Origin of the sequence: Streptomyces sp. NPDC025273 (assembly GCF_040638585.1) — a bacterium.
In the GTDB taxonomy this organism is placed as follows: Bacteria; Actinomycetota; Actinomycetes; order Streptomycetales; family Streptomycetaceae; genus Streptomyces; species Streptomyces cinereorectus.
In genome coordinates, this window is the sequence record NZ_JBEZYP010000008.1 from 50,139 (window position 1) to 74,114 (window position 23,976).

General features: G+C 71.9%; 24 protein-coding genes. 14 read left to right on the forward strand and 10 right to left on the reverse strand.

Going from position 1 to position 23,976, the window contains the following annotated elements; all coding sequences use genetic code 11:
- Positions 1-83: 83 nt before the first annotated feature.
- Together AB0F38_RS15415 and AB0F38_RS15420 are read right to left on the reverse strand one after the other, a co-directional pair.
- On the reverse strand, positions 84-1,427 hold the full coding sequence (locus AB0F38_RS15415) for an aldehyde dehydrogenase family protein (protein WP_361892344.1): 1,344 nt from the start codon (positions 1,425-1,427) through the stop codon (positions 84-86).
- On the reverse strand, positions 1,424-2,122 hold the full coding sequence (locus AB0F38_RS15420) for a type 1 glutamine amidotransferase domain-containing protein (protein WP_361892347.1): 699 nt from the start codon (positions 2,120-2,122) through the stop codon (positions 1,424-1,426). Before AB0F38_RS15420 ends, AB0F38_RS15415 begins: the two co-directional genes overlap by 4 nt.
- A 169-nt stretch (positions 2,123-2,291) precedes the next feature.
- On the opposite strand from AB0F38_RS15420, the gene AB0F38_RS15425 reads away from it, so the two are divergent.
- On the forward strand, positions 2,292-2,732 hold the full coding sequence (locus AB0F38_RS15425) for a MarR family transcriptional regulator (RefSeq protein WP_361892350.1): 441 nt from the start codon (positions 2,292-2,294) through the stop codon (positions 2,730-2,732).
- A 23-nt stretch (positions 2,733-2,755) separates the two neighbouring features.
- On the opposite strand, the gene AB0F38_RS15430 is transcribed toward AB0F38_RS15425, so the two are convergent.
- Positions 2,756-3,154, reverse strand: coding sequence for a PLD nuclease N-terminal domain-containing protein (locus AB0F38_RS15430; protein WP_361892353.1), 399 nt, complete (start codon positions 3,152-3,154; stop codon positions 2,756-2,758).
- Between the two features lie 89 nt (positions 3,155-3,243).
- Here AB0F38_RS15430 and AB0F38_RS15435 point away from each other — a divergent pair, with 89 nt between their 5' ends.
- The gene (locus AB0F38_RS15435; RefSeq protein WP_361892356.1) at positions 3,244-4,701 is read left to right on the forward strand and encodes a menaquinone biosynthesis decarboxylase; all 1,458 of its coding nucleotides are present in this window, start codon (positions 3,244-3,246) and stop codon (positions 4,699-4,701) included.
- Positions 4,698-5,603, forward strand: a complete 906-nt coding sequence (mqnP, locus tag AB0F38_RS15440) for a menaquinone biosynthesis prenyltransferase MqnP (RefSeq protein WP_361892360.1) — start codon at positions 4,698-4,700, stop codon at positions 5,601-5,603. Before AB0F38_RS15435 ends, mqnP begins: the two co-directional genes overlap by 4 nt.
- On the opposite strand, the gene AB0F38_RS15445 is transcribed toward mqnP, so the two are convergent.
- Positions 5,593-6,132 carry a rhomboid family intramembrane serine protease gene (locus AB0F38_RS15445; RefSeq protein ID WP_361892918.1) on the reverse strand — a complete coding sequence of 180 codons (540 nt, stop codon included), beginning with the start codon at positions 6,130-6,132 and terminating at the stop codon, positions 5,593-5,595. The genes mqnP and AB0F38_RS15445 overlap by 11 nt on opposite strands.
- A gap of 169 nt (positions 6,133-6,301) precedes the next feature.
- Here AB0F38_RS15445 and AB0F38_RS15450 point away from each other — a divergent pair, with 169 nt between their 5' ends.
- On the forward strand, positions 6,302-6,976 hold the full coding sequence (locus AB0F38_RS15450; RefSeq protein ID WP_361892363.1) for a UbiX family flavin prenyltransferase: 675 nt from the start codon (positions 6,302-6,304) through the stop codon (positions 6,974-6,976).
- A gap of 13 nt (positions 6,977-6,989) precedes the next feature.
- Here AB0F38_RS15450 and AB0F38_RS15455 read toward each other — a convergent pair whose 3' ends face one another.
- Entirely contained in the window at positions 6,990-7,136 is a 147-nt protein-coding gene (locus AB0F38_RS15455) for a hypothetical protein (protein WP_361892960.1), read from the reverse strand.
- A gap of 122 nt (positions 7,137-7,258) precedes the next feature.
- On the opposite strand from AB0F38_RS15455, the gene AB0F38_RS15460 reads away from it, so the two are divergent.
- The 6 genes from AB0F38_RS15460 to AB0F38_RS15485 all read left to right on the forward strand — a co-directional run bounded on the left by AB0F38_RS15460 (position 7,259) and on the right by AB0F38_RS15485 (position 12,024).
- Complete coding sequence (locus AB0F38_RS15460; protein ID WP_361892366.1) at positions 7,259-7,714, forward strand: Lrp/AsnC family transcriptional regulator; 456 nt, start codon at positions 7,259-7,261, stop codon at positions 7,712-7,714.
- 52 nt (positions 7,715-7,766) lie between these two features.
- A complete protein-coding gene (mqnE, locus tag AB0F38_RS15465) occupies positions 7,767-8,930 on the forward strand; it encodes an aminofutalosine synthase MqnE (RefSeq protein WP_361892369.1) in 1,164 nt (387 codons plus the stop codon).
- 110 nt (positions 8,931-9,040) lie between these two features.
- Positions 9,041-9,616, forward strand: a complete 576-nt coding sequence (locus AB0F38_RS15470) for a GNAT family N-acetyltransferase (RefSeq protein WP_361892372.1) — start codon at positions 9,041-9,043, stop codon at positions 9,614-9,616.
- 86 nt (positions 9,617-9,702) lie between these two features.
- The gene (locus AB0F38_RS15475; RefSeq protein WP_361892375.1) at positions 9,703-9,999 is read left to right on the forward strand and encodes a DUF4229 domain-containing protein; all 297 of its coding nucleotides are present in this window, start codon (positions 9,703-9,705) and stop codon (positions 9,997-9,999) included.
- A 405-nt stretch (positions 10,000-10,404) separates the two neighbouring features.
- Positions 10,405-11,766: a dicarboxylate/amino acid:cation symporter gene (locus tag AB0F38_RS15480; RefSeq protein WP_361892377.1), complete on the forward strand. Its 1,362-nt coding sequence runs from the start codon at positions 10,405-10,407 to the stop codon at positions 11,764-11,766.
- Between the two features lie 93 nt (positions 11,767-11,859).
- Positions 11,860-12,024: a hypothetical protein gene (locus AB0F38_RS15485; protein WP_361892921.1), complete on the forward strand. Its 165-nt coding sequence runs from the start codon at positions 11,860-11,862 to the stop codon at positions 12,022-12,024.
- Here the strand turns inward: AB0F38_RS15485 and AB0F38_RS15490 are convergent.
- On the reverse strand, positions 12,021-12,266 hold the full coding sequence (locus tag AB0F38_RS15490; RefSeq protein ID WP_361892380.1) for a hypothetical protein: 246 nt from the start codon (positions 12,264-12,266) through the stop codon (positions 12,021-12,023). The two genes, AB0F38_RS15485 and AB0F38_RS15490, sit on opposite strands and share 4 nt — an antisense overlap.
- Before the next feature lie 214 nt (positions 12,267-12,480).
- Here AB0F38_RS15490 and AB0F38_RS15495 point away from each other — a divergent pair, with 214 nt between their 5' ends.
- Positions 12,481-13,125, forward strand: a complete 645-nt coding sequence (locus AB0F38_RS15495; protein ID WP_361892383.1) for a TetR/AcrR family transcriptional regulator — start codon at positions 12,481-12,483, stop codon at positions 13,123-13,125.
- Between the two features lie 8 nt (positions 13,126-13,133).
- Here the strand turns inward: AB0F38_RS15495 and AB0F38_RS15500 are convergent, their stop codons facing one another.
- Together AB0F38_RS15500 and AB0F38_RS15505 are read right to left on the reverse strand one after the other, a co-directional pair.
- The gene (locus AB0F38_RS15500; RefSeq protein WP_361892386.1) at positions 13,134-13,982 is read right to left on the reverse strand and encodes a MaoC/PaaZ C-terminal domain-containing protein; all 849 of its coding nucleotides are present in this window, start codon (positions 13,980-13,982) and stop codon (positions 13,134-13,136) included.
- Positions 13,983-13,986: 4 nt separating this feature from the next.
- Positions 13,987-15,306: a 3-oxoacyl-ACP reductase gene (locus AB0F38_RS15505; protein WP_361892389.1), complete on the reverse strand. Its 1,320-nt coding sequence runs from the start codon at positions 15,304-15,306 to the stop codon at positions 13,987-13,989.
- 75 nt (positions 15,307-15,381) lie between these two features.
- On the opposite strand from AB0F38_RS15505, the gene AB0F38_RS15510 reads away from it, so the two are divergent.
- Both AB0F38_RS15510 and AB0F38_RS15515 read left to right on the forward strand, forming a co-directional pair.
- Entirely contained in the window at positions 15,382-16,659 is a 1,278-nt protein-coding gene (locus AB0F38_RS15510) for an acetyl-CoA C-acetyltransferase (protein ID WP_361892924.1), read from the forward strand.
- A 112-nt stretch (positions 16,660-16,771) separates the two neighbouring features.
- The gene (locus AB0F38_RS15515) at positions 16,772-18,691 is read left to right on the forward strand and encodes an AMP-dependent synthetase/ligase (protein ID WP_361892392.1); all 1,920 of its coding nucleotides are present in this window, start codon (positions 16,772-16,774) and stop codon (positions 18,689-18,691) included.
- A 158-nt stretch (positions 18,692-18,849) separates the two neighbouring features.
- Here AB0F38_RS15515 and AB0F38_RS15520 read toward each other — a convergent pair whose 3' ends face one another.
- Entirely contained in the window at positions 18,850-19,581 is a 732-nt protein-coding gene (locus AB0F38_RS15520) for a siderophore-interacting protein (RefSeq protein WP_361892395.1), read from the reverse strand.
- A gap of 101 nt (positions 19,582-19,682) precedes the next feature.
- Between AB0F38_RS15520 and AB0F38_RS15525 the strand changes: the two genes are divergently transcribed.
- Entirely contained in the window at positions 19,683-22,406 is a 2,724-nt protein-coding gene (locus tag AB0F38_RS15525; RefSeq protein WP_361892398.1) for a GNAT family N-acetyltransferase, read from the forward strand.
- Here AB0F38_RS15525 and AB0F38_RS15530 read toward each other — a convergent pair.
- Entirely contained in the window at positions 22,348-23,886 is a 1,539-nt protein-coding gene (locus tag AB0F38_RS15530) for a CehA/McbA family metallohydrolase (RefSeq protein WP_361892400.1), read from the reverse strand. The two genes, AB0F38_RS15525 and AB0F38_RS15530, sit on opposite strands and share 59 nt — an antisense overlap.
- Positions 23,887-23,976 lie beyond the last annotated feature (90 nt).

Sequence of the window (23,976 nt, forward strand, 5' to 3'; positions counted from 1 at the left end):
GCTCCTGACTCCGCCCTGACCGAGGCCCGCCCTGGCGTCGGCCGGGGCGATCGCCGGTCACCCGGCGTACGCAGGGGCCGGTGTCACCGGGTCAGCGGGGTGTCCAGGACAGCCTTGCGGTGGCTGAACGTCTCCAGTGAGTACCGGCCGTGGTAGTTGCCCATGCCGCTCTCGCCGACTCCGCCGAACGGCAGGTCGGACACGGTCAGATGGGCCAGCGGCAGGCCCATGCCCACCCCGCCCGACGAGGTCTCGGCCAGCAGCCGCTCCCGTACGGCAGGGGACCCCGTGAAGGCGTACAGCGCCAGCGGCTTGTCCCGGTCGTTGATGAAGGCGATGGCCTCGTCCAGTCCGTCGACCGTCACGATCGGCAGCACGGGGCCGAAGATCTCCTCGCGCATCACGGGGGCGTCGGGCGCCACATCGGCCAGCACGGTCGGGGCGACGTACTTGGCGGCCCGGTCATGGTTGCCGCCCGTCACCGTACGGCCGGAGCCCAGGAGCCCGACCAGCCGGTCGAAGTGCCGTTCGTTCACGATCCGCCCGTACTCCGGGTGGGCCGAGGCGTCCTGCCCGTACAGTGCCTCGACGGCCGCCGCGAGCGCGTCGGCCAGGGCGGGCGCGGTCTCCGGGTCCGTCAGGACGTAGTCGGGGGCGACGCACGTCTGGCCCGCGTTGAGGAACTTTCCCGCGGCGAGCCGGGCGGCCACCGTCGTCAGATCCGTGTCCCGGTCGACGAACACCGGCGACTTGCCGCCCAGTTCGAGGGTGACCGGGGTGAGGTGGCGGGCTGCGGCGGTCATGACGATCCGGCCGACCGCGCCGTTGCCGGTGTAGAAGATGTGGTCGAAGCGCTCGGCGAGCAGCGCGGTGGTCTCCGGGATCGCGCCCTCCACCACGGCGACCGCGTCCGTGTCCAGATAGCGCGGCAGCAGCCGGGCCACGGCGGCCGAGGACGCGGGCGCCAGCTCGCTGGGCTTGGCGACCACGGCGTTGCCCGCGGCCAGCGCACCGACGACGGGCGCGAGCAGCAGCTGCACCGGGTAGTTCCACGGCGCTATGACGAGGACGACACCGAGCGGGTCCTGCACGGTGTGCGCGGACGCACCGGCGAGGGCCGCCGGTACGGGGGCGGGCTCGGGGCGCAGCCAGTCCTCCAGCCGCTCCAGAGTGTGGTCGATCTCGCGGACCGTGAAGTCGATCTCGGTCCGGTAGGCCTCCTTGCGGCTCTTGCCGAGGTCGGCGCGGAGCGCGTCGGCCAGCTCGTCACCGGCCTCGGTGAGCAGGGCGCGCAGTCGCGTCAGCTGGGTGGTGCGCCAGGTGAGGTCCTTGGTGCGTCCGGTGCGGAAGGTGGCACGGAGGCGGGCGACGACCTCGGCCGCCGTCTCCGTCCTCCCGGCGGTCTCCACGGTGATGACGGCGCTCATCGCAGGGCCGCCACGATCTCGCGGGCCAGCTGCTCGGAGGAGGCCGGGTTCTGGCCGGTGTGCAGGGTGCGGTCGTGCACGGTGTACGCCCCCCACGGGTCCCCGGCGGAGTAGTCGGCGCCGAGCTCCACGAGGCGGTTCTCCAGCAGCCAGGGGGCCTTGGCCGCCAGGCCGGCCTGGGTCTCCTCCGCGTTGCTGAATCCGGTCAGGCGGTAGCCGGCGAAGGGCCAGCTGCCGTCCTCGCGGCGGGCGGCGAGCAGCGCGGCGGGGGCGTGGCACAGGACGCCCAGGTGCGCGCCGGAGTCCAGGGCGGCGGTGAGCAGCCGGCCGGACACCTCGCTGACGGCCAGGTCCTCCATGGGGCCGTGGCCGCCGGGGTAGAAGACCACGTCGTACGAGGTGGGGACGACGTCCTCCAGCCGGGCGGGGATGCGGAGCGTCTCGTCGATCGCCGCGAGATACGAGGCGACGGCGTCGGCGTGCTCCTGGCCCCCGTTGGCCTCGGCGGCGAGGCTGGCGGCGTCCACGGTGGGGGCCACGCCGCCCGGGGTGGCGATGGTGATGTCGAATCCGGCCTGGCTGAAGACGCGGTGCGGGGCGGCGAGCTCCTCGGCCCAGAAGCCGGTGGGGTGGGTGGTGCCGTCGTTGAGGGTCCAGTGGTCGGCACCGGTGAGGACGAAGAGTACGGAGGGCATGGGGGGTGCTCCCTACGAGACGCGAGATGCTGGTGAGCGAAGCTTGATATCATCAAGCAGTGCGGTTCATGTAACTGCCAAAAGTTGAGCATGTCAAATTAATGCGGGTGCGTGGCGGACACCGTTCCGGCCTCCGGGCCACGCGTACCGATCGAAGGATGACCGAACCATGACGACGGAACCGGCACCCCGCGCCGTCCCTACTCCGGACGAACTGCTGGAACCCCTCGCAGTCGTCGTCCGCGGCCACCACGACGACCTCACCGCCGTCGCCGCCCGTCATGGGCTCAGCACCTCCCAGGCGCGGGCGCTGATCGCCCTCAACGAGCCCATGCCCATGAGCGCGCTGGCCCATCACCTGGTGTGCGACGCGTCCAACGCCACCGGCCTCATCGGCCGCATGGAGGCCCGGGGTCTGGTCACCCGCACCCCGTCACCCGAGGACCGCCGTTCCAAGGTCGCCGCACGCACGGCGGACGGCACCGGGCTGGCCCACCGCATCCGCGCCGAGATGCGCGTCGTGCACGGCGCCCTGGAGGCCCTCACCCCGCAGGAGCGCACGGCACTGCTGCCCCTGCTCAACCGGCTGGGGCAGCTGCTTTCGTCATGAGCCGGCCCGGCCGGCCCCCGGCCTCATGAGGAGGCGGCGTCCCCGGACCCCGTCCCGCCCTCGCGGCGCTTGATCTCCTCCTCGCGGCGGCGCAGGTCCGCCTCCCAGTCCTTGAGGAGCGACTCGTCCTTCTCGTTCTCATCCTTGATCGACTTGAGGAACTCCGGATTGTCGTCCGGCGCCACCCATGTGGTGCGGTGGCCGCGGTGCCACTCGGAGGGCGTACGGCCCCCGGCCGGGGGCACCCGCAGCTTGCCGGCGGCGAGCCAGACGATCGGGCCGACGATCCAGAACAGCAGGATGATGAAGACCCAGGCCACCTTCGGCAGGTGTCTGGCCTCGTCCTCCGGGGTGTTCAGGCAGTCGATGAACGCGTAGATCGTCAACGCCAGCGGCAGCAGGTAGATCAAGGCCCTGAGCATGGTGGAAGGTCCCCCGAGAAGAGGTGAGGGGGCGCACTGTCCCGCCCCGGTGACGGGCCCAGGGTATCGGGTGGCCGATACTGGAAGGCATGGCTTACGACGATCTTCGCTCCCTGCTCCGTGCTCTGGAGCGCGAGGGCGATCTCAAGCGCATCAAGGCCGAGGTCGACCCGTATCTGGAGGTCGGCGAGATCGTCGACCGGGTGAACAAGGCGGGCGGGCCCGCGCTGCTCTTCGAGAACGTCAAGGGGGCGTCCATGCCCCTGGCCATGAACGTCTTCGGGACGGACAGACGGCTGCTCAAGGCGCTCGGGCTGAAGTCCTACGCCGAGATCAGCGACAAGATCGGCGGGCTCCTCAAGCCGGAGCTGCCGCAGGGCTTCGTCGGGATCCGTGAGGCCTTCGGGAAGCTCGGCGCGGTGACGCACCTGCCGCCGAAGAAGGTGAAGAGCGACAACGCCCCCGTCCAGGAGGTCGTCCTGACCGGCGACGACGTGGACCTGGAGCAACTGCCCGCGCTCTTCACCTGGCCCGGGGACGGCGGCTCCTTCTTCAACCTGGGCCTCACGCACACCAAGGACCCCGAGACCGGCATCCGCAATCTGGGGCTCTACCGCCTCCAGCGCCACGACAAGCGGACCATCGGGATGCACTGGCAGATCCACAAGGACAGCCGGAACCACTACCAGGCCGCGGCCCGGCGCGGCGAGCGGCTGCCCGTCGCCATCGCGTTCGGGGCCCCGCCCGCGGTGACGTACGCCTCCACGGCGCCGCTGCCCGGGGACATCGACGAGTACCTCTTCGCCGGCTTCGTCCAGGGCAAGCGGATCGAGATGGTCGACTGCCGGACCGTGCCGCTGCAGGTCCCGGCGCAGGCCGAGGTCGTCATCGAGGGATGGCTGGAGCCGGGCCGGATGCTGCCCGAGGGCCCGTTCGGCGACCACACCGGCTTCTACACGCCGCAGGAACCGTTCCCCGCGCTGACGATCGACTGCGTGACCATGCGCAAGCGGCCGCTGCTGCAGTCGATCGTGGTCGGGCGGCCGCCGACCGAGGACGGTCCGCTGGGGCGGGCCACCGAGCGGTTCTTCCTCCCCCTGCTCAAGATCATCATCCCGGACATCGTGGACTACCACCTGCCCGAGGCGGGCGGCTTCCACAACTGCGCGATCATCTCGATCGACAAGAAGTACCCCAAGCACGCCCAGAAGGTGATGAGTGCCGTCTGGGGCGCGCACATGATGTCGCTGACCAAGCTGATCGTGGTCGTGGACGGGGACTGCGACGTCCACGATCTGCACGAGGTCGCCTGGCGGGCGCTCGGCAACACCGACTACGCCCGCGACCTGCTGCTCACCGAAGGGCCGGTCGACCATCTCGACCACGCCTCGTACCAGCAGTTCTGGGGCGGCAAGGCGGGCATCGACGCGACGCGGAAGCTGCCCGAGGAGGGCTACACGCGCGACGGTGGCTGGCCCGAGATGGTCGAGTCCGACCCGGACACGGCGGCGAAGGTCGACCGCCGCTGGAAGGAGTACGGCCTGTGAGCGCCTCCGCGGCCGCGGTGCCGCAGCCGCTCGGCAGGCCCCGCGCGTTCCTGCGGCTCGTGATGATCGAGCACTCGGTCTTCGCGCTGCCCTTCGCGTACATCGCCGCGCTGACCGCGATGTTCCAGCTGGACAAGGACATCCACTGGGGCACGCTGCTGCTCGTGACCGTCGCCATGGTGGGGCTGCGGACGTTCGCGATGGCTGCCAACCGGATCATCGACCGGAAGATCGACGCCCGTAATCCGCGCACGGCGGGACGGGAGCTGGTCACCGGGGCGGTGTCGGTGAAGTCGGCATGGACGGGCGCGATCATCGCCGTCGTCGCGTTCCTCGGGGCCGCCGCCCTGCTGAACCCGCTCTGTCTGGTGCTGGCGCCGGTCGCCGTCGTGCCGATGGTCGTCTACCCGTACGGCAAGCGGTTCACGAACTTCCCGCACGCGATCCTGGGCCTCGCCCAGGCCATCGGGCCGGTCGGCGCCTGGCTGGCGGTGACCGGCAGCTGGTCCTGGGACGCGGTCGTGCTGGGGCTGGCCGTCGGGATCTGGATCGGCGGCTTCGACCTGATCTTCGCCTGCCAGGACGTGCAGGCCGACCGGGCCCAGGGGGTGCTCTCCTTCCCGGCGCGCTTCGGGATCCCGGCGGCACTGTGGGGCGCGCGGGTCTGCCATGCCGTGACGACCGCACTGCTGGTGTGGTTCGGGCTGGTGACGGAGGCGGGGCTCTTCTACTGGCTCGGCATGGTCATCGTCGCCGTGGCCTTCGTCTACGAGCACCGGGTCGTGCGGCCGCACGACCTGTCCCGGCTGAACCGGGCGTTCTTCTCGGTCAACGGATTCATCGGGATCGCGCTGTTCGCCTGTGCGCTGCTCGACCTGCTGGTGCGTGGTCTCACACCGTGACGGCGCCGGCCGGCCGGGGGCGGCGGAGGACGAAGGCCGCCGCCACCCCGCCCATGAGGCCGAAGAGGTGGCCCTGCCAGCTGATGCCGGAGTCGGTCGGCAGCACGCCCCAGAGCAGCGAGCCGTAGACCGCGGCGATGATCACGCCGACCACGATGTCGAGCGGACGCCGGTCCACGAACCCGCGGACCAGCAGATAGCCGAAGAGGCCGAAGACCACACCGGACGCGCCGAGCGTGACGGTGTCCGGCGGCGCGGTGAGCCAGACGCCGAGGCCGCCCGTCACGATCACGAGCAGGACCACGGCGGCGAACCTGCGTATCCCGGCGAGCGCGGCGATGAAGCCGAGGACCAGCAGCGGGACGCTGTTGGAGGCCACGTGCTCCCAGCCGCTGTGCAGGAAGGCGGCCGGCACGACGTCGAGCAGCTCGGAGGGCTCCCGCGGGGAGATGCCGTAGGTGTCCAGGGAGTGGCCGGTCGACGTGTCGATGCCTTCCAGCAGCCACAGGAGCGCGATCCAGGCCGACATGACCGCACCGGCCGTGACGGCTCGTGCGGTGGCGGTAGTGGTGGCGCGTGTGCGCACGGGCACCCCCTGTCCATGGCTGTTGCCTCGTCTGCGCAACGTACGGAGCCCCTGGCTCGGTTCCTGGAGACCGGTGCCGGATAGGCTCGGTGGTGTGGAATCCAGGACTTCAGTGAGTCAGCAGCAGCGCAGGCCTTGGATTGTCGGGGTGTCGGGCGCGTCGGGTACCCCGTTCGCGGCCTCGGTCCTGCGAGGGCTGCTGGCCGCGGGGGAGAGCGTCGACCTGGTGGTGAGCCGCGCCTCGCGGCTGACGCTGCTGGACGAGACGGGGATCGCCTTCCGCGACGGGCACTGGCGCGAGGACCTGCGCGCGTGGCTGGCGCGAGGGGCGGACGGGAAGCCGGACACCTTCGCGGTGGGCGACGACGCGCTCGGCCGGGTGCGGCACTGGGCGGCCGGCGATCTGGCGGCCGGGCCGTCATCGGGTTCGTACCCGGCGAAGGGGATGCTGATCGTCCCGGCATCGACGGCCTGTGTGGCCGGGGTGGCGCTCGGACTCTCGAAGGACCTGCTGCAGCGGGCCGCGAGCGTGACGCTCAAGGAGCGGCGGAAGCTGGTCGTCACCGTGCGCGAGACGCCGCTCGGCGGCCAGACGCTGAAGCAGATGGTGGCGCTCGACGAGGCGGGCGCCGTGGTGCTGCCCGCCTCTCCGGCGTTCTACGCGGGGGCGACGCACATCCAGGATCTGGTGGACTTCGTCGCCGGGCGGGTGCTGGACGCGGCAGGGGTGCCGCACCAGCTGTACCGCCGGTGGGAAGGGGAGCTCGGTGGTGGCTCCCGTGCATGAAGGATCCGGCGGATCAGCGCTTCTTGGCCGCACGCGGGGCGCGGGTCCTGTCGACGCGGTGGGCCGCGGCCGGCTGGTGGGCACGCGAGCGGTTGGCCAGGTCCTGCAGCTCGCGCATCCGGGCGTAGGCCATCTCGATCGTGTACACGGTGAAGTTCACTCCTGAAGATTCGAAAGCGTTTCTTGGGTGATCTGAAAGATTCACAGGGCTTGAACCCTGTTGTGCCTTAGATTCTACACGTAAACTCGCGGTACTGCTGAACAATGGAAGGTTTCAGTCATATGGACGCGGTGGACAGGCAGCTCATCCAGGCCCTCAGAGAGAACGGCAGGGCCTCGTACGCCGAGCTCGGCCGGCTCGTCGGGCTCTCCGGGCCCAGCGTCACCGACCGCATCAACCGGCTGGAATCCGCCGGTGTCATCACCGGTTACCGCGCGACCGTCGACGCCGCGTCCCTGGGGCTCGGCGTCACCGCGCTGATCGGCATCTCGCTCTCCGACGCCGCCGACCACGAGGACGTCGCGCACCGGCTGAAGGACCTGGCCGAGATCGAGGACTGCTGGTTCATCGCGGGCGACGACTCCTTCATGCTCAAGGTCCGGGTCGGTGACGTGGACGGTCTGGAGAAGACGATCCGCAGGCTGAGCGGCACGAAGGGGGTGTCCCGGACCCGCACCACGGTCGTGCTCTCCACCAAGTGGGAGAGCCGGGTCGGGGAACTTCCCGAGGAGGCATAGGCGTACGGTTGGCTGCCGGAGCCTGTTACGCAGAGATATGGGAGGCGCCCTAGTGGACGCGGGACTCAAGCGCGAGCTGGAGGAGAAGGTCCGGGCCGGTGAGCGGCTGACCCGCGAGGACGGGATCGCGCTCTACGAGTCCGACGACCTGGCCTGGCTCGGTGGACTGGCCCACGAGGTGCGCACGAGGAAGAACGGCGACGTCGTCCACTTCAACGTCAACCGCCACCTCAACATGACCAACGTGTGCACGGCGTCCTGCGCCTACTGCTCGTTCCAGCGCAAGCCGGGCGAGAAGGACGCGTACACGATGCGCATCGAGGAGGCCGTCCGCCTCGCCAAGGCGATGCAGGGCGAGAACCTCACCGAGCTGCACATCGTCAACGGGCTGCACCCCACCCTCCCGTGGCGCTACTACCCCCGCTCGCTCAGCGCGCTCAAGGAGGCGCTGCCCGAGGTGGCGCTCAAGGCGTTCACGGCGACGGAGATCCACCACTTCGAGACGATCTCCGGGCTCTCGGCCTCCGAGATCCTCGACGAGCTGATCGACGCCGGTCTGGAGTCCCTGACCGGCGGCGGTGCGGAGATCTTCGACTGGGAGGTCCGCCGGCACATCGTCGACCACAACACCCACTGGGAGGACTGGTCGCGCATCCACCGCCTCGCGCACGAGAAGGGGCTCAAGACCCCGGCGACGATGCTGTACGGGCACATCGAGGAGCCCCGTCACCGCGTCGACCACGTGCTGCGCCTGCGGGAGATGCAGGACGAGACCGGCGGCTTCCAGGTCTTCATCCCGCTGCGCTACCAACACGACTTCGTGGACATGAAGGACGGCAAGGTCCGCAACACGCTCCAGGCGCGGACGTCGATGGCGACCGGCGCGGAAGCGCTGAAGACCTTCGCGGTCTCGCGGCTGCTCTTCGACAACGTCCCGCACGTCAAGGTGTTCTGGGTGATGCACGGCGTGCAGACCGCCCAGCTGGCGCTCCAGCACGGTGCGGACGACATGGACGGCTCCGTCGTCGAGTACAAGATCACGCACGACGCGGACGACTACGGCACGCCGAACAAGCTCGGCCGTGAGGATCTGCTGGACCTGATCCGGGACGCGGGCTTCCGGCCCGTGGAGCGCAACACCCGTTACGAGATCCTGCGCGAATACCCGGGACCGGACGCGGAGCGGCGTGAGTCGCCGCAGCCGATGCGCGTCTGAGGCCCCTGCCCGACGTCGCGCGAACGCCCCGGTCAGCCGTCCCCGGCCGGGGCCTTCTCGCGTTTCGGACAGCGTTTGAGGCTACGGTGGGTAAGGGTTAACCTCCGCCCATGGCACTTACGTTCGAGGTGGATCCCGCGTTCGACCGAGCGCTGCGGGACGGCATCACCGCGCTCTGGGTGGACGTCACCAACGCCGGCGGAGCCGTCGGCTTCGTGCCGCCGGTCACCGCCGGGGACGTCCGGCCGGAGCTGCTCAGGTACCTCTCCGGCATGGCCGACGGCCGCACCCGGCTGGTCGTCGGCCGCGACGAGGGCGGCACGGTGGCCGCCACCGCCTTCCTCACCCACAACGCCCACCGGCTGAAGCGCCACTGGATCGGGCTCTACACGGTCATGGTCCACCCGCGGCACCAGGGCAAGGGCTACGGGCGCGAGCTGATGGCCGCCACCGCGGACGCGGCCTGCGGCATCGACGGCATCGAGGCCGTACGGCTCACCTGCCGCGGCGGCACCGGTGCCGACCGCTTCTACGCCTCCTGCGGATACCAGGAGGTGGGCCGGATCCCGGACGGCATCCGGGTCGCCGAGGACGACTACCGCGACGACATCATCATGCTGCTCCCGCTCTTCCGCCGGGGCGCCCCCGCGGCGGACGCGACGCTCCAGGGGAACCCTGCGAACTGACCGGATTTCGGGGCATGCTTCACTGGTCGGGCAGAACCGCAGACTGAACGACCGCAGGAACGTCGGACGTAGAGAGAAGGCCAGCCGTGTCCGCTGCCAAGCCGAGTGCGACGATCAGGTACACCGCGATGCGCCTGCTGATTTTCGTCGGCTGCTTCTTCGTCGCCGGCGTGGCGGTCCACTTCGGCGTCCTGCCCTCCGGGGTCGGCGGCTCCAACGCCGTCTGGGTCGTCCTGCTCGGCCTGCTGCTCTCCGCGCCGCTCAGCTTCATCCTGCTGCGCAAGCAGCGCGACGAGATGTCCGAGCAGCTCATCTCCACGGTCGACCGGACCAAGGCCCGTCTCGAGGCGAACCGCACACGCGAGGACAGCGTCACCCGGTAAGGGCCGCGTAAGGTTCCTCACACCCAGCGCCCCGTACACACGAAGACCCCGGACCGGAGCATGTGCTCCCGTGCCGGGGTTTCGGCGTTCCCCCGGGGTGTCCGCGGGGGAACGGCGGACGCTTGTTGATCAAAGCGGACCTTTGAGGTTCTCAAAGTTCAAGTGTTAACGTATGCGTCATGAATGCCGCAGTGCGCCCCCGTCACACCATGAGCGTCCCGCTCGTGGCGCGCCTGCACGTCGATCTCTGCCGCTGTATGTCCGCGGTCTGTCGCCGCAACGTCTGAACCGGCATCATGCAGCGGCGCCGCCCCTGACGCGGGCGCCGCACCCCCGTCCCCGTTCGACCGCACGACCGTACGCCTGTCCTCGTACGTCCCGATGCGTCACATCTGGAGTGTGTCCGTGTCCGCGAATTCCGCGCCCCCTGTCGCGACCGACGCCGGCAAACCGTCCGGCTCCGGCTTCCGCGTACCCAGCGTCCCGTTCTGGGCCCAGATCGTCGCCGGTCTGGTCCTCGGTGTCCTGCTCGGCTGGCTCGCCCGCAGCCAGGACGTCGACTGGCTCTACACCACGCTCGACCAGGTCGGCCACATCTTCGTCCAACTGCTGAAGCTGGCCGTGGCGCCCCTCGTCTTCTTCGCGATCCTGGTGTCGATCACCAACCTGCGCAAGGTCAACAACGCCGCCAGGCTGGCCACCCGCACCCTGCTCTGGTTCATGATCACATCGCTGATAGCCGTCGCCATCGGCCTCACGATCGGCCTGGTCACCAACCCGGGCGCAGGCACCGGCCTCACCCCGAAGGACGGAGCCAAGCCCGAGAACGCAGGCTCCTGGCTCGACTTCCTGACCGGCATCATCCCGACGGACGTCATCACGCCGTTCACCGAGCTGAACGTTCTGCAGATCGTCTTCATGGCCGCCGTCGCCGGTATCGCCGCGCTCCAGCTCGGCGAGAAGGCCAAGCCCATCCTCACGCTCAGCGAGTCGATCCTGGAGCTCCTCCAGAAGGCCCTGTGGTGGGTCATCCGCCTCGCCCCGATCGGCACCGTCGGCCTCATCGGCTACGCCATCGCCGACTACGGCTGGGACCTGATCGGCAAGTACGCCACGTTCACCGCCGACGTCTACATCGGCTGCGCCCTGGTGATGTTCGGCGTCTACCCGCTGCTCCTCGCCACGGTCGCCAAGGTCAGCCCCCTGCAGTTCTTCAAGGGCGCCTGGCCGGCGATCCAGCTGGCCTTCGTCTCCCGTTCCTCGGTCGGCACGATGCCGGTCACCCAGAAGGTCACCGAGCGCCTCGGCGTCCCGAAGGAGTACGCGTCGTTCGCGGTGCCGTTCGGCGCCACGACGAAGATGGACGGCTGCGCCGCGATCTACCCGGCGCTGGCGGCGATCTTCATCGCGCAGATCTTCGACGTCCAGCTGGGCATCGGTGACTACCTCCTGATCGCGTTCGTCTCGGTGATCGGCTCGGCGGCCACCGCCGGCCTCACCGGCGCCACGGTGATGCTGACCCTCACCCTGTCGACGCTGGGCCTGCCGCTGGAGGGCGTAGGCCTGCTCCTCGCCATCGACCCGATCCTGGACATGATCCGCACCGCCACGAACGTGGCGGGTCAGGCGCTGGTCCCGGTGATCGTCGCGGCCCGCGAGAAGATCCTCGACCACGACGCGTACGACTCGGCGTCGGCTTCCCCGGTCGACGAGATCGAGGTCGAGGTCGAGGACGCGAAGCCGTCGGGCGTGCCTGTCGCCGTGTGACGTCACCAGGCACGTAGGGATGGATGTGCCCTGTACCCCGGACGGGGTACAGGGCACGTTCAGTTGGCGGCAGTGGATGATTCCGCCATGCGCATGGTGAAGCTTTCGGTCGGAGACGCAGTCAGCCACGAGAGTTTTGGAAGGGGCACGGTAATTTCGGTGTCGGGTGACGGGACGTCGGCCAAGGCGACCGTCGACTTCGACGGGAGCGGACAGAAGCGACTGCTTCTGCGATATGCGCCCATGCGCAAGATCTAGGGTGCGTTCCGGCGCTCCCGCCTGTCGGCGCTCCCGCCTCCTTGTGGGTCGACGCGGCCGTGGTCGGTGAGGTGCAGGACCTGGGTGCCGACGGCGTGCGGGCCGGTCGGGCGGGGCAGCTCGAGCGTGGCGGGTGTGGCAGGGGTGGCCGCGGGGCCGGATAAGGCGTGGGCGGTGACGGTGGGCGTGGTCAGCAGGGCCAGGGCCGTGACGACTGTCCCTCGGTGAAGTCTGATCGTCATACCGGGCGCATTAGGTGGCGGAATCGGGCGAAGGCATCGGACCCGGGTGTGACTCCGTGGGGGACCAGGGGTGCACGGGGCGCCCCCGGCGAGGGCCGGTGGACGACTACCGGTCATCGTGGCCGGGCCGCGCCCCTCCCGTACGACGGGGACGGGACCCGCGCCGTACTCTTGCCGAGGAGCAGGGCAGTGGGGGCGGGGAGGGGAGTCCGACATGAGTGCGGTGAAGAGCAAACGAATGCCGCGCGCGGTGCGCGAGCAGCAGATGATGGACGCGGCGGTGCGGACCTTCGGGCAGCGCGGATACCGCGCCGCCTCGATGGACGAGATCGCCGAGTCGGCCGGGGTCTCCAAGCCGTTGGTCTACCTGTATCTGAATTCCAAGGAGGACCTCTTCACCGCGTGCATCCGCCGTGAGGCGAAGTCGCTGGTGGAGGCGGTGCAGGCCGCCGTGGAGCCGGGGCTGCCGGCCGACCGGCAACTCTGGTCCGGGCTGCGGGCGTTCTTCACGCACACCGCGGAGAACCCGGACGGCTGGGCCGTACTGCACCAGCAGGCCCCCTCGCAGGGGGAGCCGTTCGTCAGCGAGGTCGCGGTGCTGCGGGAGGAGATCGTTGCGTTCGTGACGGGTCTGATCGGGGCGGCGGCGCGCGAGGCGCACCACGACCCCGCGCTGCCCGACCGTGACGTGGCCGGGCTCGCGCAGGCGCTCGTGGGTGCCGCGGAGGCGCTCGCCGGGTGGGCGAACGTCACTCCGGGCGTCTCGGCCAAGGAGGCCGCGGGCACTCTGATGAACTTCTCCTGGGCGGGTCTGGAGAACCTCATGCACGGCCGCGGCTGGCAGTCCCGGGGAGAGTGATCCGGCCGTCAGCCCGCCTCCCGCGTCACGCTGCCGGTGAGGTGGACGCGGCCGGAGCCGCGCACCTCGAAGGCGGAGCCCGCGGCGGCGTACGTCACGGTGGCCGGCAGCAGGACGGGGGCCCTGAAGCCGGCCCGTACGGAACGGATCCGGGCGCCGGCCCCTCGCGCCGCCCCGGCTTCGGCTTCCGCGAGGCAGCGGGCGACGGTCCACATGCCGTGGGCGATGTGCCGGGGGAAGCCGAACAGCCGTGCCGTCAGCGGGTGCAGGTGGATGGGGTTCCGGTCGCCCGACGCGGCTCCGTACCGCCGTCCGAGGTCGCCGGGCAGCCGCCACTCCGCCACGGCGGGGAGGCCCGTCGCGGGCGTTGCGGCGGACGGTGCCGTGGCGGACGGTGCCGTGGCGGTCGCGTGGCGGGACAGGTAGCCGCTGCGGGACTCCCAGACCAGGTCCCCGGCCAGCCGTGCCTCGGTCACCATGGTGACCTCGGTGCCCCGCCGGTGGGGCGTCAGCTCCTGCGCGTATACCGTGAGTTCGAGCGCGTCCGTGGGGCGCAGAGGGCGGTGGCCGGTGATCTCGATCCAGGTGTGGACCAGTCCCAGTACCGGCAGCGGGAAGGCCCGGCCCGTCATGAGCCGCATGGCCGGCGGGAACCCCAGTACGTGCGGGTAGGTGAGCGGCAGCACGCCCGGCTCGGTGAATCCGCAGACCGAGGCGTAGGCGGCGAGGGGTCCGGGGGCGATACGGCGGGCCGGCCGCACCGCCCGGTCGGTGGGCAGCGTGGCGCCGGAGCGCCCCGGCCGCTTGAACGGGGAGGTGACGGCCCCGCGTACGAGGGCCGTGCTCAGGCCGGTCATGACCTCAGGCCCCCAGCAGGCTCTGGCCGCAGACCCGCACGACCTGGCCGTTGACGGCACTCGACGCGGGCTGGGCGAACCACGCGATGGTCTCGGCGACGTCGATCGGAAGCCCGCCCTGGGACAGCGAGTTCATCCGGCGGCCGGCCTCCCGGATGAGGAGGGGCACGGCGGCGGTCATCTTCGTCTCGATGAAGCCGGGCGCGACCGCGTTGACGGTGACGCCGTGGTCGGCGGCGGCGCGCGGGGCGAGCGAGCGGACCAGACCGATGATGCCCGCCTTGCTGGCCGCGTAGTTGGTCTGGCCGTTGTTGCCGGCGATCCCCGCTATGGAGGCGGTGGCGACGATCCGGCCGCCGCGGTTGACGGTGCCGGCCCTGAGGAGGGCGTCCGTGGTGCGCAGGACGCTGTCCAGGTTCACCTCGACGACCGAGGCCCAGCGTTCGGCGGGCATGTTGGCGAGCCGGCGGTCCCGGGTGATGCCCGCGTTGTGGACGAGGACGTCGAGGCCGTCGGGGGCGGCCCCGGCGATCCGGGCGGCGGCGTCGGGCGCGGTGATGTCCAGCGGCAGGGCGGTGGCGCCGAGCCGGTCGGCGGTACGGATCAGCTCCTCCTCGGCCTGCGGGACGTCCAGGCAGATCACGTGGGCCCCGTCGCGCGCCAGCACGGAGGCGACCGACGCGCCGATGCCGCGGGCCGCGCCGGTGACCAGCGCGGTGCGCCCGGCCAGCGGTGCCATCCAGTCGGCCACCGGGTCGGGGGCGGCTGCGGTGAGCTCGATGACCTGGCCGCTGACGTACGCGGACCGGGGGGACAGCAGGAAGCGGAGGGTGGACTCGGCCGAGGCCGCGGCCCCCGGGGCGATGCGCAGCAGCTGCACGGTGGCGCCCCTGCCGATCTCCTTGCCGAGCGAGCGGACGAATCCTTCGAGCGCCTGCTGGGCGGCCGCCTGGTGGTGGTCGCCGGGGGACGGCGGGGTGCCCAGGACGACGACACGGCCGCCGGTCGCCAGGGACCGTACGACGGGGTGGAGGGCGCCGTGCACGTCCCCGAGCCCGGCGGCCGTGGTGATTCCGGTCGCATCCAGGACGATGCCCGCAGGGTGTCCCGCGTGCTCGGTGACCGGGAGTCCGGTCGCCGCGAGGACCGGGCCGAGTGCGCCCTTCAGGGCCGACTCGCCCGCTGTGAGGTGCAGCAACGGTCCGTCGAGGGCCGACGTGCCCACCGTCCAGCGGCGCAGTCGCACGGGCTGCGGCAGCCCTAGCCCGCGGGTCAGAAAGCGGCCGGGTGCTGTGCCGGTGAGGTGCAGATAGCGGTCGGCCATTGTCCAGACTCCCTGCTCGTCGTAGATTTACTCTTGAGTAAGGTTACTCAAGAGTCAGGAGCTGGTCGAGATGAGCTGGTCGAGTTGATTCCCCTCGGACTTCCGCAGCCCCGCCGCGTCGCCGTCCTGGGCGGCAGTCGCATCCCGTTCGCGCGCTCCGACGGCCCGTACGCGCGGGCCTCCAACCAGGAGATGCTTACCGCCGCGCTGGACGGGCTCGTCGAGCGGTTCGGCCTGGGCGGCCGGCAGGTGGGTGAGTTCGTCGCGGGCGCGGTGCTCAAGCACAGCCGGGACTTCAACCTGGCCCGCGAGACCGTCCTCGGCTCGGCCCTCGACCCGCGCACCCCGGCGTACGACATCCAGCAGGCGTGCGGCACCGGACTGCAGGCCGTCATCGCCGCCGCCAACAAGATCGCGCTCGGTGCCGTCGACTCGGCGATCGCGGGCGGCGCGGACACCACGAGCGACGCGCCCCTCGGCGTCAACGACCAGCTGCGCAGGATCCTGCTGGACGCGCGCCGCGCGAAGTCCGCGGCCGGTCGGATCAAGGCCCTGGCGAGGGTGCGCCCACGCCACCTCGTCCCGGACATACCCCGCAACGCCGAACCCCGCACCGGCCTCTCGATGGGTGAGCACGCCGCGGTCACGGCCCGGAAGTGGGGCGTCGCCCGCGCCGACCAGGACCTGCTGGCGGCCACCAGCCACCAGCGGCTCGCGGCGGCCTACGAGCGGGGCTTCCTGGACGATCTCGTCGTCCCGTACCTGGGCCTGGACCGCGACCAGAATCTGCGTCCCGGCTCCACGGTGGAGAAACTCGCCACGCTGAAGCCGGTGTTCGGCGCCGGTCACCCCGACGCGACGATGACGGCGGGCAATTCGACCCCGCTGACGGACGGGGCCGCCACCGTGCTCCTGGCGAGCGAGGAGTGGGCGCGGACGCACGGCCTGGAGCCGCTCGCCTACCTGTCGCTGTACGAGACGGCGGCCGTGGACTACGTGGACGGTGAGGCCGGGCTGCTGATGGCGCCCGCGTACGCCGTCCCGCGCATGCTGGAGCGCGCCGGGCTCACCGTCGAGGACTTCGACCTCTTCGAGATCCACGAGGCCTTCGCCTCCCAGGTGCTCGCCACGCTGGCCTCCTGGGAGCAGCAGGGCCTGGCCCCCGTCGCCAGGGACAAGCTGAACGTGGCCGGCTCGTCCCTCGCCACGGGGCATCCGTTCGCCGCGACCGGTGCCCGGATCGTGGCGACCCTGGCCAAGCTGCTCGCGGAGCGGGACGCACCCGGCCGCGGCCTGATCTCGGTCTGCGCCGCGGGCGGCCAGGGGGTCACGGCCGTCCTGGAGCGCCCCTGACCCCGCGTCACCCCCGCAGCTCGCACGTGTACGACCCCCCGCACCCAGCAGCCCGTACGGCGCCGGACCCAGGCACGGGTCCGGCGCCGGCCCCCGAGTCGAGGAGCCGCCCGTGTCCACGCCCCCCTCCGCCGTACCCGCCACGCCCACCGTGCCCGTCCTGGTCGAGCCGACCAGGGTCCGGGCGGCCGACGGCACGGTACGGGAGGTCTCCGTACCCCTGTTCGCGCCGACGGTCCGACGCGGATCGCTCGCCGAGATCCCCTTCGCCAACGCGGCCGAGGCACCGCAGGAGGCCGTCCTCAGCCGCAAGCGGGCCGACGGCAGCTGGCAGGACGTGACGGCGGCCGACTTCGCCGCCGAGGTCCAGGCCGTCGCCAAGGGCCTGATCGCGGAAGGCCTCCAGGCCGGTGACCGGGTCGCGATCATGGCCCGTACGACCTACGAGTGGACTCTGCTCGACTTCGCGTCCTGGGCGGCCGGGCTGGTCACCGTGCCGATCTACCCCACCTCGTCCGCCTTCCAGGCCCGCTGGATCCTCCAGGACTCGGGGGCCGTCGCCTGCGCCGTCGAGACGAAGGAGCAGGGCAGGCTGATCAGCCTGGAGCGCCAGCAGCTCGGCGACCTCGCCCACCTGTGGCAGTTCTGCACGGGCGCCGTCGACCGGCTGAAGAAGCTCGGCCGGAAGATCCCCGACGCGGTCGTCGCCGCCCGCCGTGCCACGCTGGAGCCGCACAGCCCGGCCACCCTCATCTACACCTCGGGCACCACGGGACGTCCCAAGGGCTGTGTCCTGAGCCACGGCAACTTCTTCGCCGAGGTCGACAACGCCATCGAGCTGCTCCACCCGGTCTTCAAGTCGGTCTCCAAGTACCCGGCGTCCACGCTGCTGTTCCTTCCCCTGTCGCACGTCTTCGGCCGGATGGTCGCGATCGGCTGCATGCGCGCCCGGGTCCGGCTCGGGCACGCGCCGTCCATCCGGACGGAGGACCTGCTGGCGGACCTGGCGGGCTTCAAGCCGTCGTTCCTGCTGGCTATCCCCTACGTCCTGGAGAAGGTCTACAACACCGGCCGGGCCACTGCCGAGAGCATGGGCCGCGCCTCGTCATTCGACCGGGCCGCCCGGATCGCGCAGCGCTACGGCGAGGCCGTCGAGGCGGAGCAGCACGGCACCGGCCCCGGCCCGGGCCTCGGGCTGCGCGCCGCCCGCGCCCTCTACGACCCGCTGGTCTACCGGCGCATCCGGGCCGCGCTGGGCGGCCGCGTCCGGTACGCGATCTGCGGCGGCTCCCCGCTGGGGCACCGGCTCGCCGCCTTCTACGCGGGCGCGGGCATCCAGATCTTCGAGGGCTACGGCCTGACGGAGACCACCGCGGCCGCCACGGTCACCCCGCCCCTCAAGCCCCGGCTGGGCACGGTGGGCTGGCCCCTGCCGGGCACCGCCGTACGGATCGCGGACGACGGGGAGGTCCTGCTCGGCGGCGGCCAGGTGTTCCAGGGCTACTGGGACACCGAGCACCGCAGGGCGGTCCCCTGCCTGGAGGAGGACCGCTGGTTCCCCACCGGCGACCTGGGCGCGCTGGACGAGGACGGCTACCTCACCATCACCGGCCGCAAGAAGGACATCATCATCACGTCCGGTGGCAAGAACGTCACCCCGGCTCCGCTGGAGGACTGGCTCCGCGCCCACCCGCTGGTCGGCCAGTGCATGGTGGTCGGCGACAACCGGTCGTTCATCAGCGCACTGATCACCCTGGAGCCGGAGGGTCTCGCGCACTGGCGCCGGATGCGGAAGAAGGAGGACGTGCCGCTGCGCGAGCTCGTCGAGGACGAGGAGCTCCGCGCGGCGCTGCAGCGCGCGGTCGACGAGGCCAACAGGCTGGTCTCGCGCGCCGAGTCCATCCGCAAGTTCACCGTTCTGCCGGTGGAGTTCACCGAGGAGAGCGGGCACCTGACCCCCTCGCTGAAGCTCAAGCGGGACGCGATCGCGCGGGACTTCGACGCGGTGATCGAGGAGATCTACCGCAAGTAGCGGCGGCGACGGGAGTGGGCCCGGCCCGCGGTGGGCCCACCGGTGAAGCGGAATCTCCGGCACTCCCTTGGTCCGTCCCACACGCCACCGTCATTCGTGACCGCTGAGCGCGCGACCGGCCCCGCGGCTGATCCGCGGGGCCGGTGCGGCGAGGCCCCTCAGGTCGCCCGCCAGTAGCCCAGCGCGTCGACCCGGTCCTTGGGGACGGCCAGCTCCCTGCGGGCGTACGTGCCCAGGGTCCGGGTCGTCGCCGTGTCGCACGCGATCCAGACGTACGCGTCCGAGGTGTCGGTCCCGAGCAGGCCCGGCAGGGCGGCCTTCACCTCGGAGACCAGACGCGCGCCCGCGTCGCGGCGCGGAACCATGTGCAGGGTGTGGTGCGCCGGGTCCAGGCGGAACGGGAGCTCCTCGTCCGAGGCGTGCGCCGTCTCGAACCAGATCGTCACCGGGGTCCCCGGGACCGCGTCCAGCAGGGAGTTGATCGCGGGCAGCGAGGCGGCGTCGCCGATCAGGAAGAGTCGTGCCGGCGCGGGCTCGGGCAGCGTGAAGCCGGTGCCCTGGAGCGTCGCGTCGACCGTGTCGCCGGGCTGCGCGGTGCGCGCCCAGTCGCTCGCCGTCCCGTCGTGGAGGGCGAATTCCAGACTGAACGTACCGGCGGCCGGGTCGGGGTCGACCAGGGTGTAGGCGCGCTGGTGCGGCTTGCCGGCCTGCTCGAACCAGATCCTGACCCACATCGTCGGATGCGCGCCGCCGGTGGCGGCGAGGAGCCCGCCGTCGCTCAGGCGCACCCGCCGGTAGTCCTCGGTGACCTGCTCGACACCGGTCACCGTGAACGTGAAGTCGCGTCCCCGCATGAGCTTGAGGACAACGCCCTCCCAGCCGTGACCCATGACTGTCCCTCCCCCGACCTTAGAAACTATTCAGGTTAGGCTAACCTAAATTCCGCGACCATGGGGGTGGCTGGAAAACATCGGGCGGGAGTGGGGGAACGATGGCCGCAGAGACCGGCTTCGACATCTTCAGGGACGACTGGGGGATACCCCATCTGCGGGCGGACAGTGCCGGCGCGCTCGCCCACGCGCAGGGCTTCTCCGCCGCCCTGGACCGTGCCTGGCAGATCGAGGTCGAACGGCACCGGGTGCGGGGCACCACGGCCGCCTTCCTCGGTGCGGAAGCCGTCGGCTGGGACCGTTTCGCCCGGCAGGCCCGGCTGGAGGACACGGCCCGGCGGTGTTTCGCCCGCCTCGAACCGGAGACCGCCGCCTGGGTCACGGCGTACGTCGGCGGAGTCAACGCCGGACTCGCCGAAGGGGCCCGCCGCGCGCCGGAGTTCGCCGCGACCGGTCTCGCCCCGGGGGTCTGGCGGCCCTGGACCCCGCTCGGTGTCTGGCTGTCCGTCCACATCCTGTTCGCCGGCTTCCCCACCAAACTCTGGCGCGAAGAGGTCGCCCGAAGACTCGGTGACGAGGCGGTCACCCTCTTCGCCACCGACGGCCCCGGCACCTCCGGGAGCAACGGCTGGCTGCTCACCGCCGACCGCACCCGCACCGGTGCCGCCCTCGTCGCCGGCGATCCGCACCGCTTCATCGAGGACCCGGGCGTCTACCAGCAGATCCGTCTCGCCTGCCCCGAGTTCGACGTGGTGGGGCTCGCGGTCCCGGGCGTCCCGGGTCTGGCCCACTTCGGCCACACGGGCGGCGTGGCCTGGGCGATCACCAACGCCATGGCCGACTACCAGGACCTCTACCGGGAACGGCTGCGGCGCACCCCGGACGGGGAGGGCGTCGAGGCGCTCGGCCCGCAGGGCTGGGAGCGCGCCGACGTCCGCACCGAGACCATCGAGGTCGCGGGCGGCAGCCCCGTGACGGTCGAGACCGTCGAGACCGCCCGTGGCCCGGTGATCATCGGCGGCCCGGACTCCGGCCCCGATCGCGGCCCCGATTCCGGTGCGGACGAGGGGGCGATCAGCCTTCGCTACCCGCCCCGCGTCACCGGCGACCTCGGCTTCGACGCCCTGCCCGCCCTGCTCCGGGCCCGTACCGTCGCCGACCTCGACGCCGCACTCGACCGCTGGGCCGAACCCGTCAACGTCGTGCTCGCCGCCGACACCACGGGCGCCACCCTGCACCGGGTCGCCGGACGCGTGCCGGTGCGCGCGCGGGCCAACACCCTGCGCGTCGTACCCGCCCACGACCCGGCGTACGCCTGGAGCGACCGGCCCGCGCCGATGCCACGGGCCGTCGTCGACGGGACCGCCGTCATGGCCAACGCCCGCGGTCTCGCCGCTCCGCTCGGCGTCGAGTTCGCGCCCCCGCACCGGGCGGAGCGGATACGGGAGCTCCTCGACCGGGGCGAGGGCTGGTCGGCCGAGGGCATGGCCGACATCCACACCGACACCCGCCTCGCCTCGGCGGGCCCGCTCCTGGACCTGCTGGCGGCGGCCCGGCCCACCGCCCCCGACGCCGTACGGCTGCGCGAGCGGCTGCTGCGCTGGGACCGGCACATGGCGGCCGGCAGCACCGAGGCCACGCTCTACTCCGCGCTGCGCACCGAGGTCGTCCGCCGGCTGGCGGCCCACCCCGCCCTGGCCCCGCTGACCGGTGCCGCCGACCCGGCACGCTCCCCCGCCTACCCGGCGCTGTTCGCACCCTGGCTGGCCGCCGTGCCCAGGATCGGCTACGCGCTCGAGCACCTGCTCACCGGCGCCTTCCTGCCGTACGAGGACCGGCTCGCGGCCGTGGCCGGAGCCGTGGACGCGGTCGCCTCCCGCTACGCCGACGGGCCGCCCCACCCGTGGGGCGAGGTGCACCGGCTCGCGTCGTGGCGGGCACTGCCGGACCCCACAGAGGTCCGGCCCGGCCTGGCCGGTGACCACGACTGCGTGCTCGCCACCTCCGGCGTCCCTGGCGTCACCGACCTCGCCGCCCGCGGCCCGGCCGCCCGCTACGTCTGGGACCTGGCGCGACGCGAGGACAGCCTGTGGGTGGTCCCGTTCGGCGCCTCGGGTGTCCCGTCCGACGCCCACCACCGTGATCAGCTGCCCCTGTGGCTACGGGGCGAGCTCGCGCCCGTGGTCACGGACTGGACGCTGCTGCACCGATCGAAGGAGACGACGACACAGATGCCCGCCCTGAGGACCCCCGTCCACGAGCAGGAGGTCGACGGCTTCGGCACCGTCCGCCTCGTCCCGATCGACCCCGCGGCGGACGCCGGACTGATCCATGGCTGGGTCGGTCAGGACCGAGCCCGCTTCTGGGGCATGACCGGGGCGAGCCGCGACGAGGTGCGGGAGACCTACGCCTACCTGGACTCGCTCACCACGCACCACGGTTATCTGGCACTGCGTGACGGTGTCCCGGTCGCCCTCTTCCAGACGTACGACCCGGCCGCCGACCCGATCGGGGAGTGCTACGACGTCCAGCCCGGCGACTTCGGGGTCCATCTGCTGATGGCCCCCGAGGACACGCCCCGGCCGGGCTTCACGGCCGGGCTGCTCACCGCGCTCGTCACCTACGTCTTCAGCGACCCGGCCCGCCTGCGGATCGTCGCGGAGCCCGACGCGGCCAACGAGAAGGCGGTCGCCCGTATGGTCCGGGCGGGATTCGTCCTCGGGCCCGTCGTCGACAAGCCGGAGAAGCGGGCCAGGCTCGCCTTCCTCAGCCGGCCCGTCCTCCCGCGGCAGCGCTCCCAGTCCCCAGGAACAGCGGGTTGGTGAGGGCCGCCAGGGCGCCCGGCAGCCCCGGCACCGACGCCGGGTGCCGGACCTCGGCCCGCACGTAGGCGGCGTACGCCGGGGTGGTCCGCCACTCCACCGTGCCCGCCCCCGACGCGGGCAGCGCGACCGCGTGCAGCGTGCCCTGGTCCGTGACGAGGTGCGCGGTGCACCCGGGGGCCCCGGCCACCTCCAGCCGCACGGTGACGGGGGTCTGCGGCCCCGCGGGGAGCCGTTCCCCGATCCCGGCGTGCAGACCGCGTCCGCCCGTGGCGCCGAAGGCGAGCGTGACGGCGGACGACTCGGCGATGTAGCAGCGGCCCGCCCGGATGCCGTCGGTGATCGCCTCGCGTGACAGCTCACGGGCCAGGACGACGGTCTGCGGCAGCCCCACCTCGTCCGGCTCGCGGTGGGCGTCGCTGCTGCCCACGGCCGGGATCCAGGGCCTCGACGTCCGGGTGGCCGCCACGAGGGAGTTGTCCCACTCGGCGAGGGCGATCTCGTCCTCCGGGGTGTACGGGCCGTTCCACACCTCCACCGCGTCCGCCTCGCCGTAGCCGAACTTCCAGTGGCAGCCGACGCAGGTGGCGTGCGGGTGCGCGGGCACGACCAGCCCGCCGGCCCTCCGCACCGCCTTCGCGAAGTGGCCGAAGCGGTTGTCGCGGGCCCGGTAGCGCCAGTCGACGAACGTGCCGGGGTCGGTGGCGACCGCGACCACGTGCCCGTTGCGGGTGGTGACCTCCTCGCCCGTCAGGATCAGCAGGTCGTCACCCCACAGCCCCTGCCAGGCGCTGTGCGCGGAGTGGGTGTTGTGCTCGCTGCTGTTGATGAAGTCGAGCCCGGCGGCGCGCGCGGCGGCGGCGATCTCCGCCGGGGTGCGCCGGCCGTCGGAGTGGACGGAGTGCAGGTGGCAGTCACCCCGGTACCAGGCCCGGCCGCGCCCCTTCGCGCGCTCCGGCGGGTACACGGGCTCCGGTGCGGCGGCGGACACCCCGAAGCGCAGGGCCACCGTCACCTCGTACGGCAGCCCTTCGGGCGCCACGGTGTACGGCCCGAGCGCGATGTGCCAGGTCCCGGCGCGCACGGGACCGGGGATGTAGCCGGGTGTCGCCGCGTCGGCACGCAGGAAGAAGGTGCTCCGCGCCCCGCCGGACCAGCCGCGGAAGCCCCGCCCGCCGAGTTCCGTGCCGCGTTCGTCGAAGATGCCGATGTCGAGGGCGTTGCCCTGGGTGCCGGGCGGGACGGGCGTCTTCTCGTACGCGTAGGAGACCGTGATCTCCCGCACACCGTGGGGGACCTCGACGGGCAGGTAGACGAAGTCGGGGGAGCCCGCGGGCAGCGTGCCGCGTACCGTCCGCTCGGTGTACTCCCCGGCCTCGTCCCCCTCTCCGGCAGCGGCGTCGGCGAAGCTCACCGGGCCCGGCGTCAGTGCGGTGGCGGCGGTTGCGAGAAGGAGACCGCGCCTGGCGATCGATCCGGTCATACGAGTGGCTCCCCAGAGTGTCGTGAGTGACGAGGGCGACGTACGCGCACTCTGGTGTCCGGCGGTGAACTGCCGGGAAACACCGGGGGA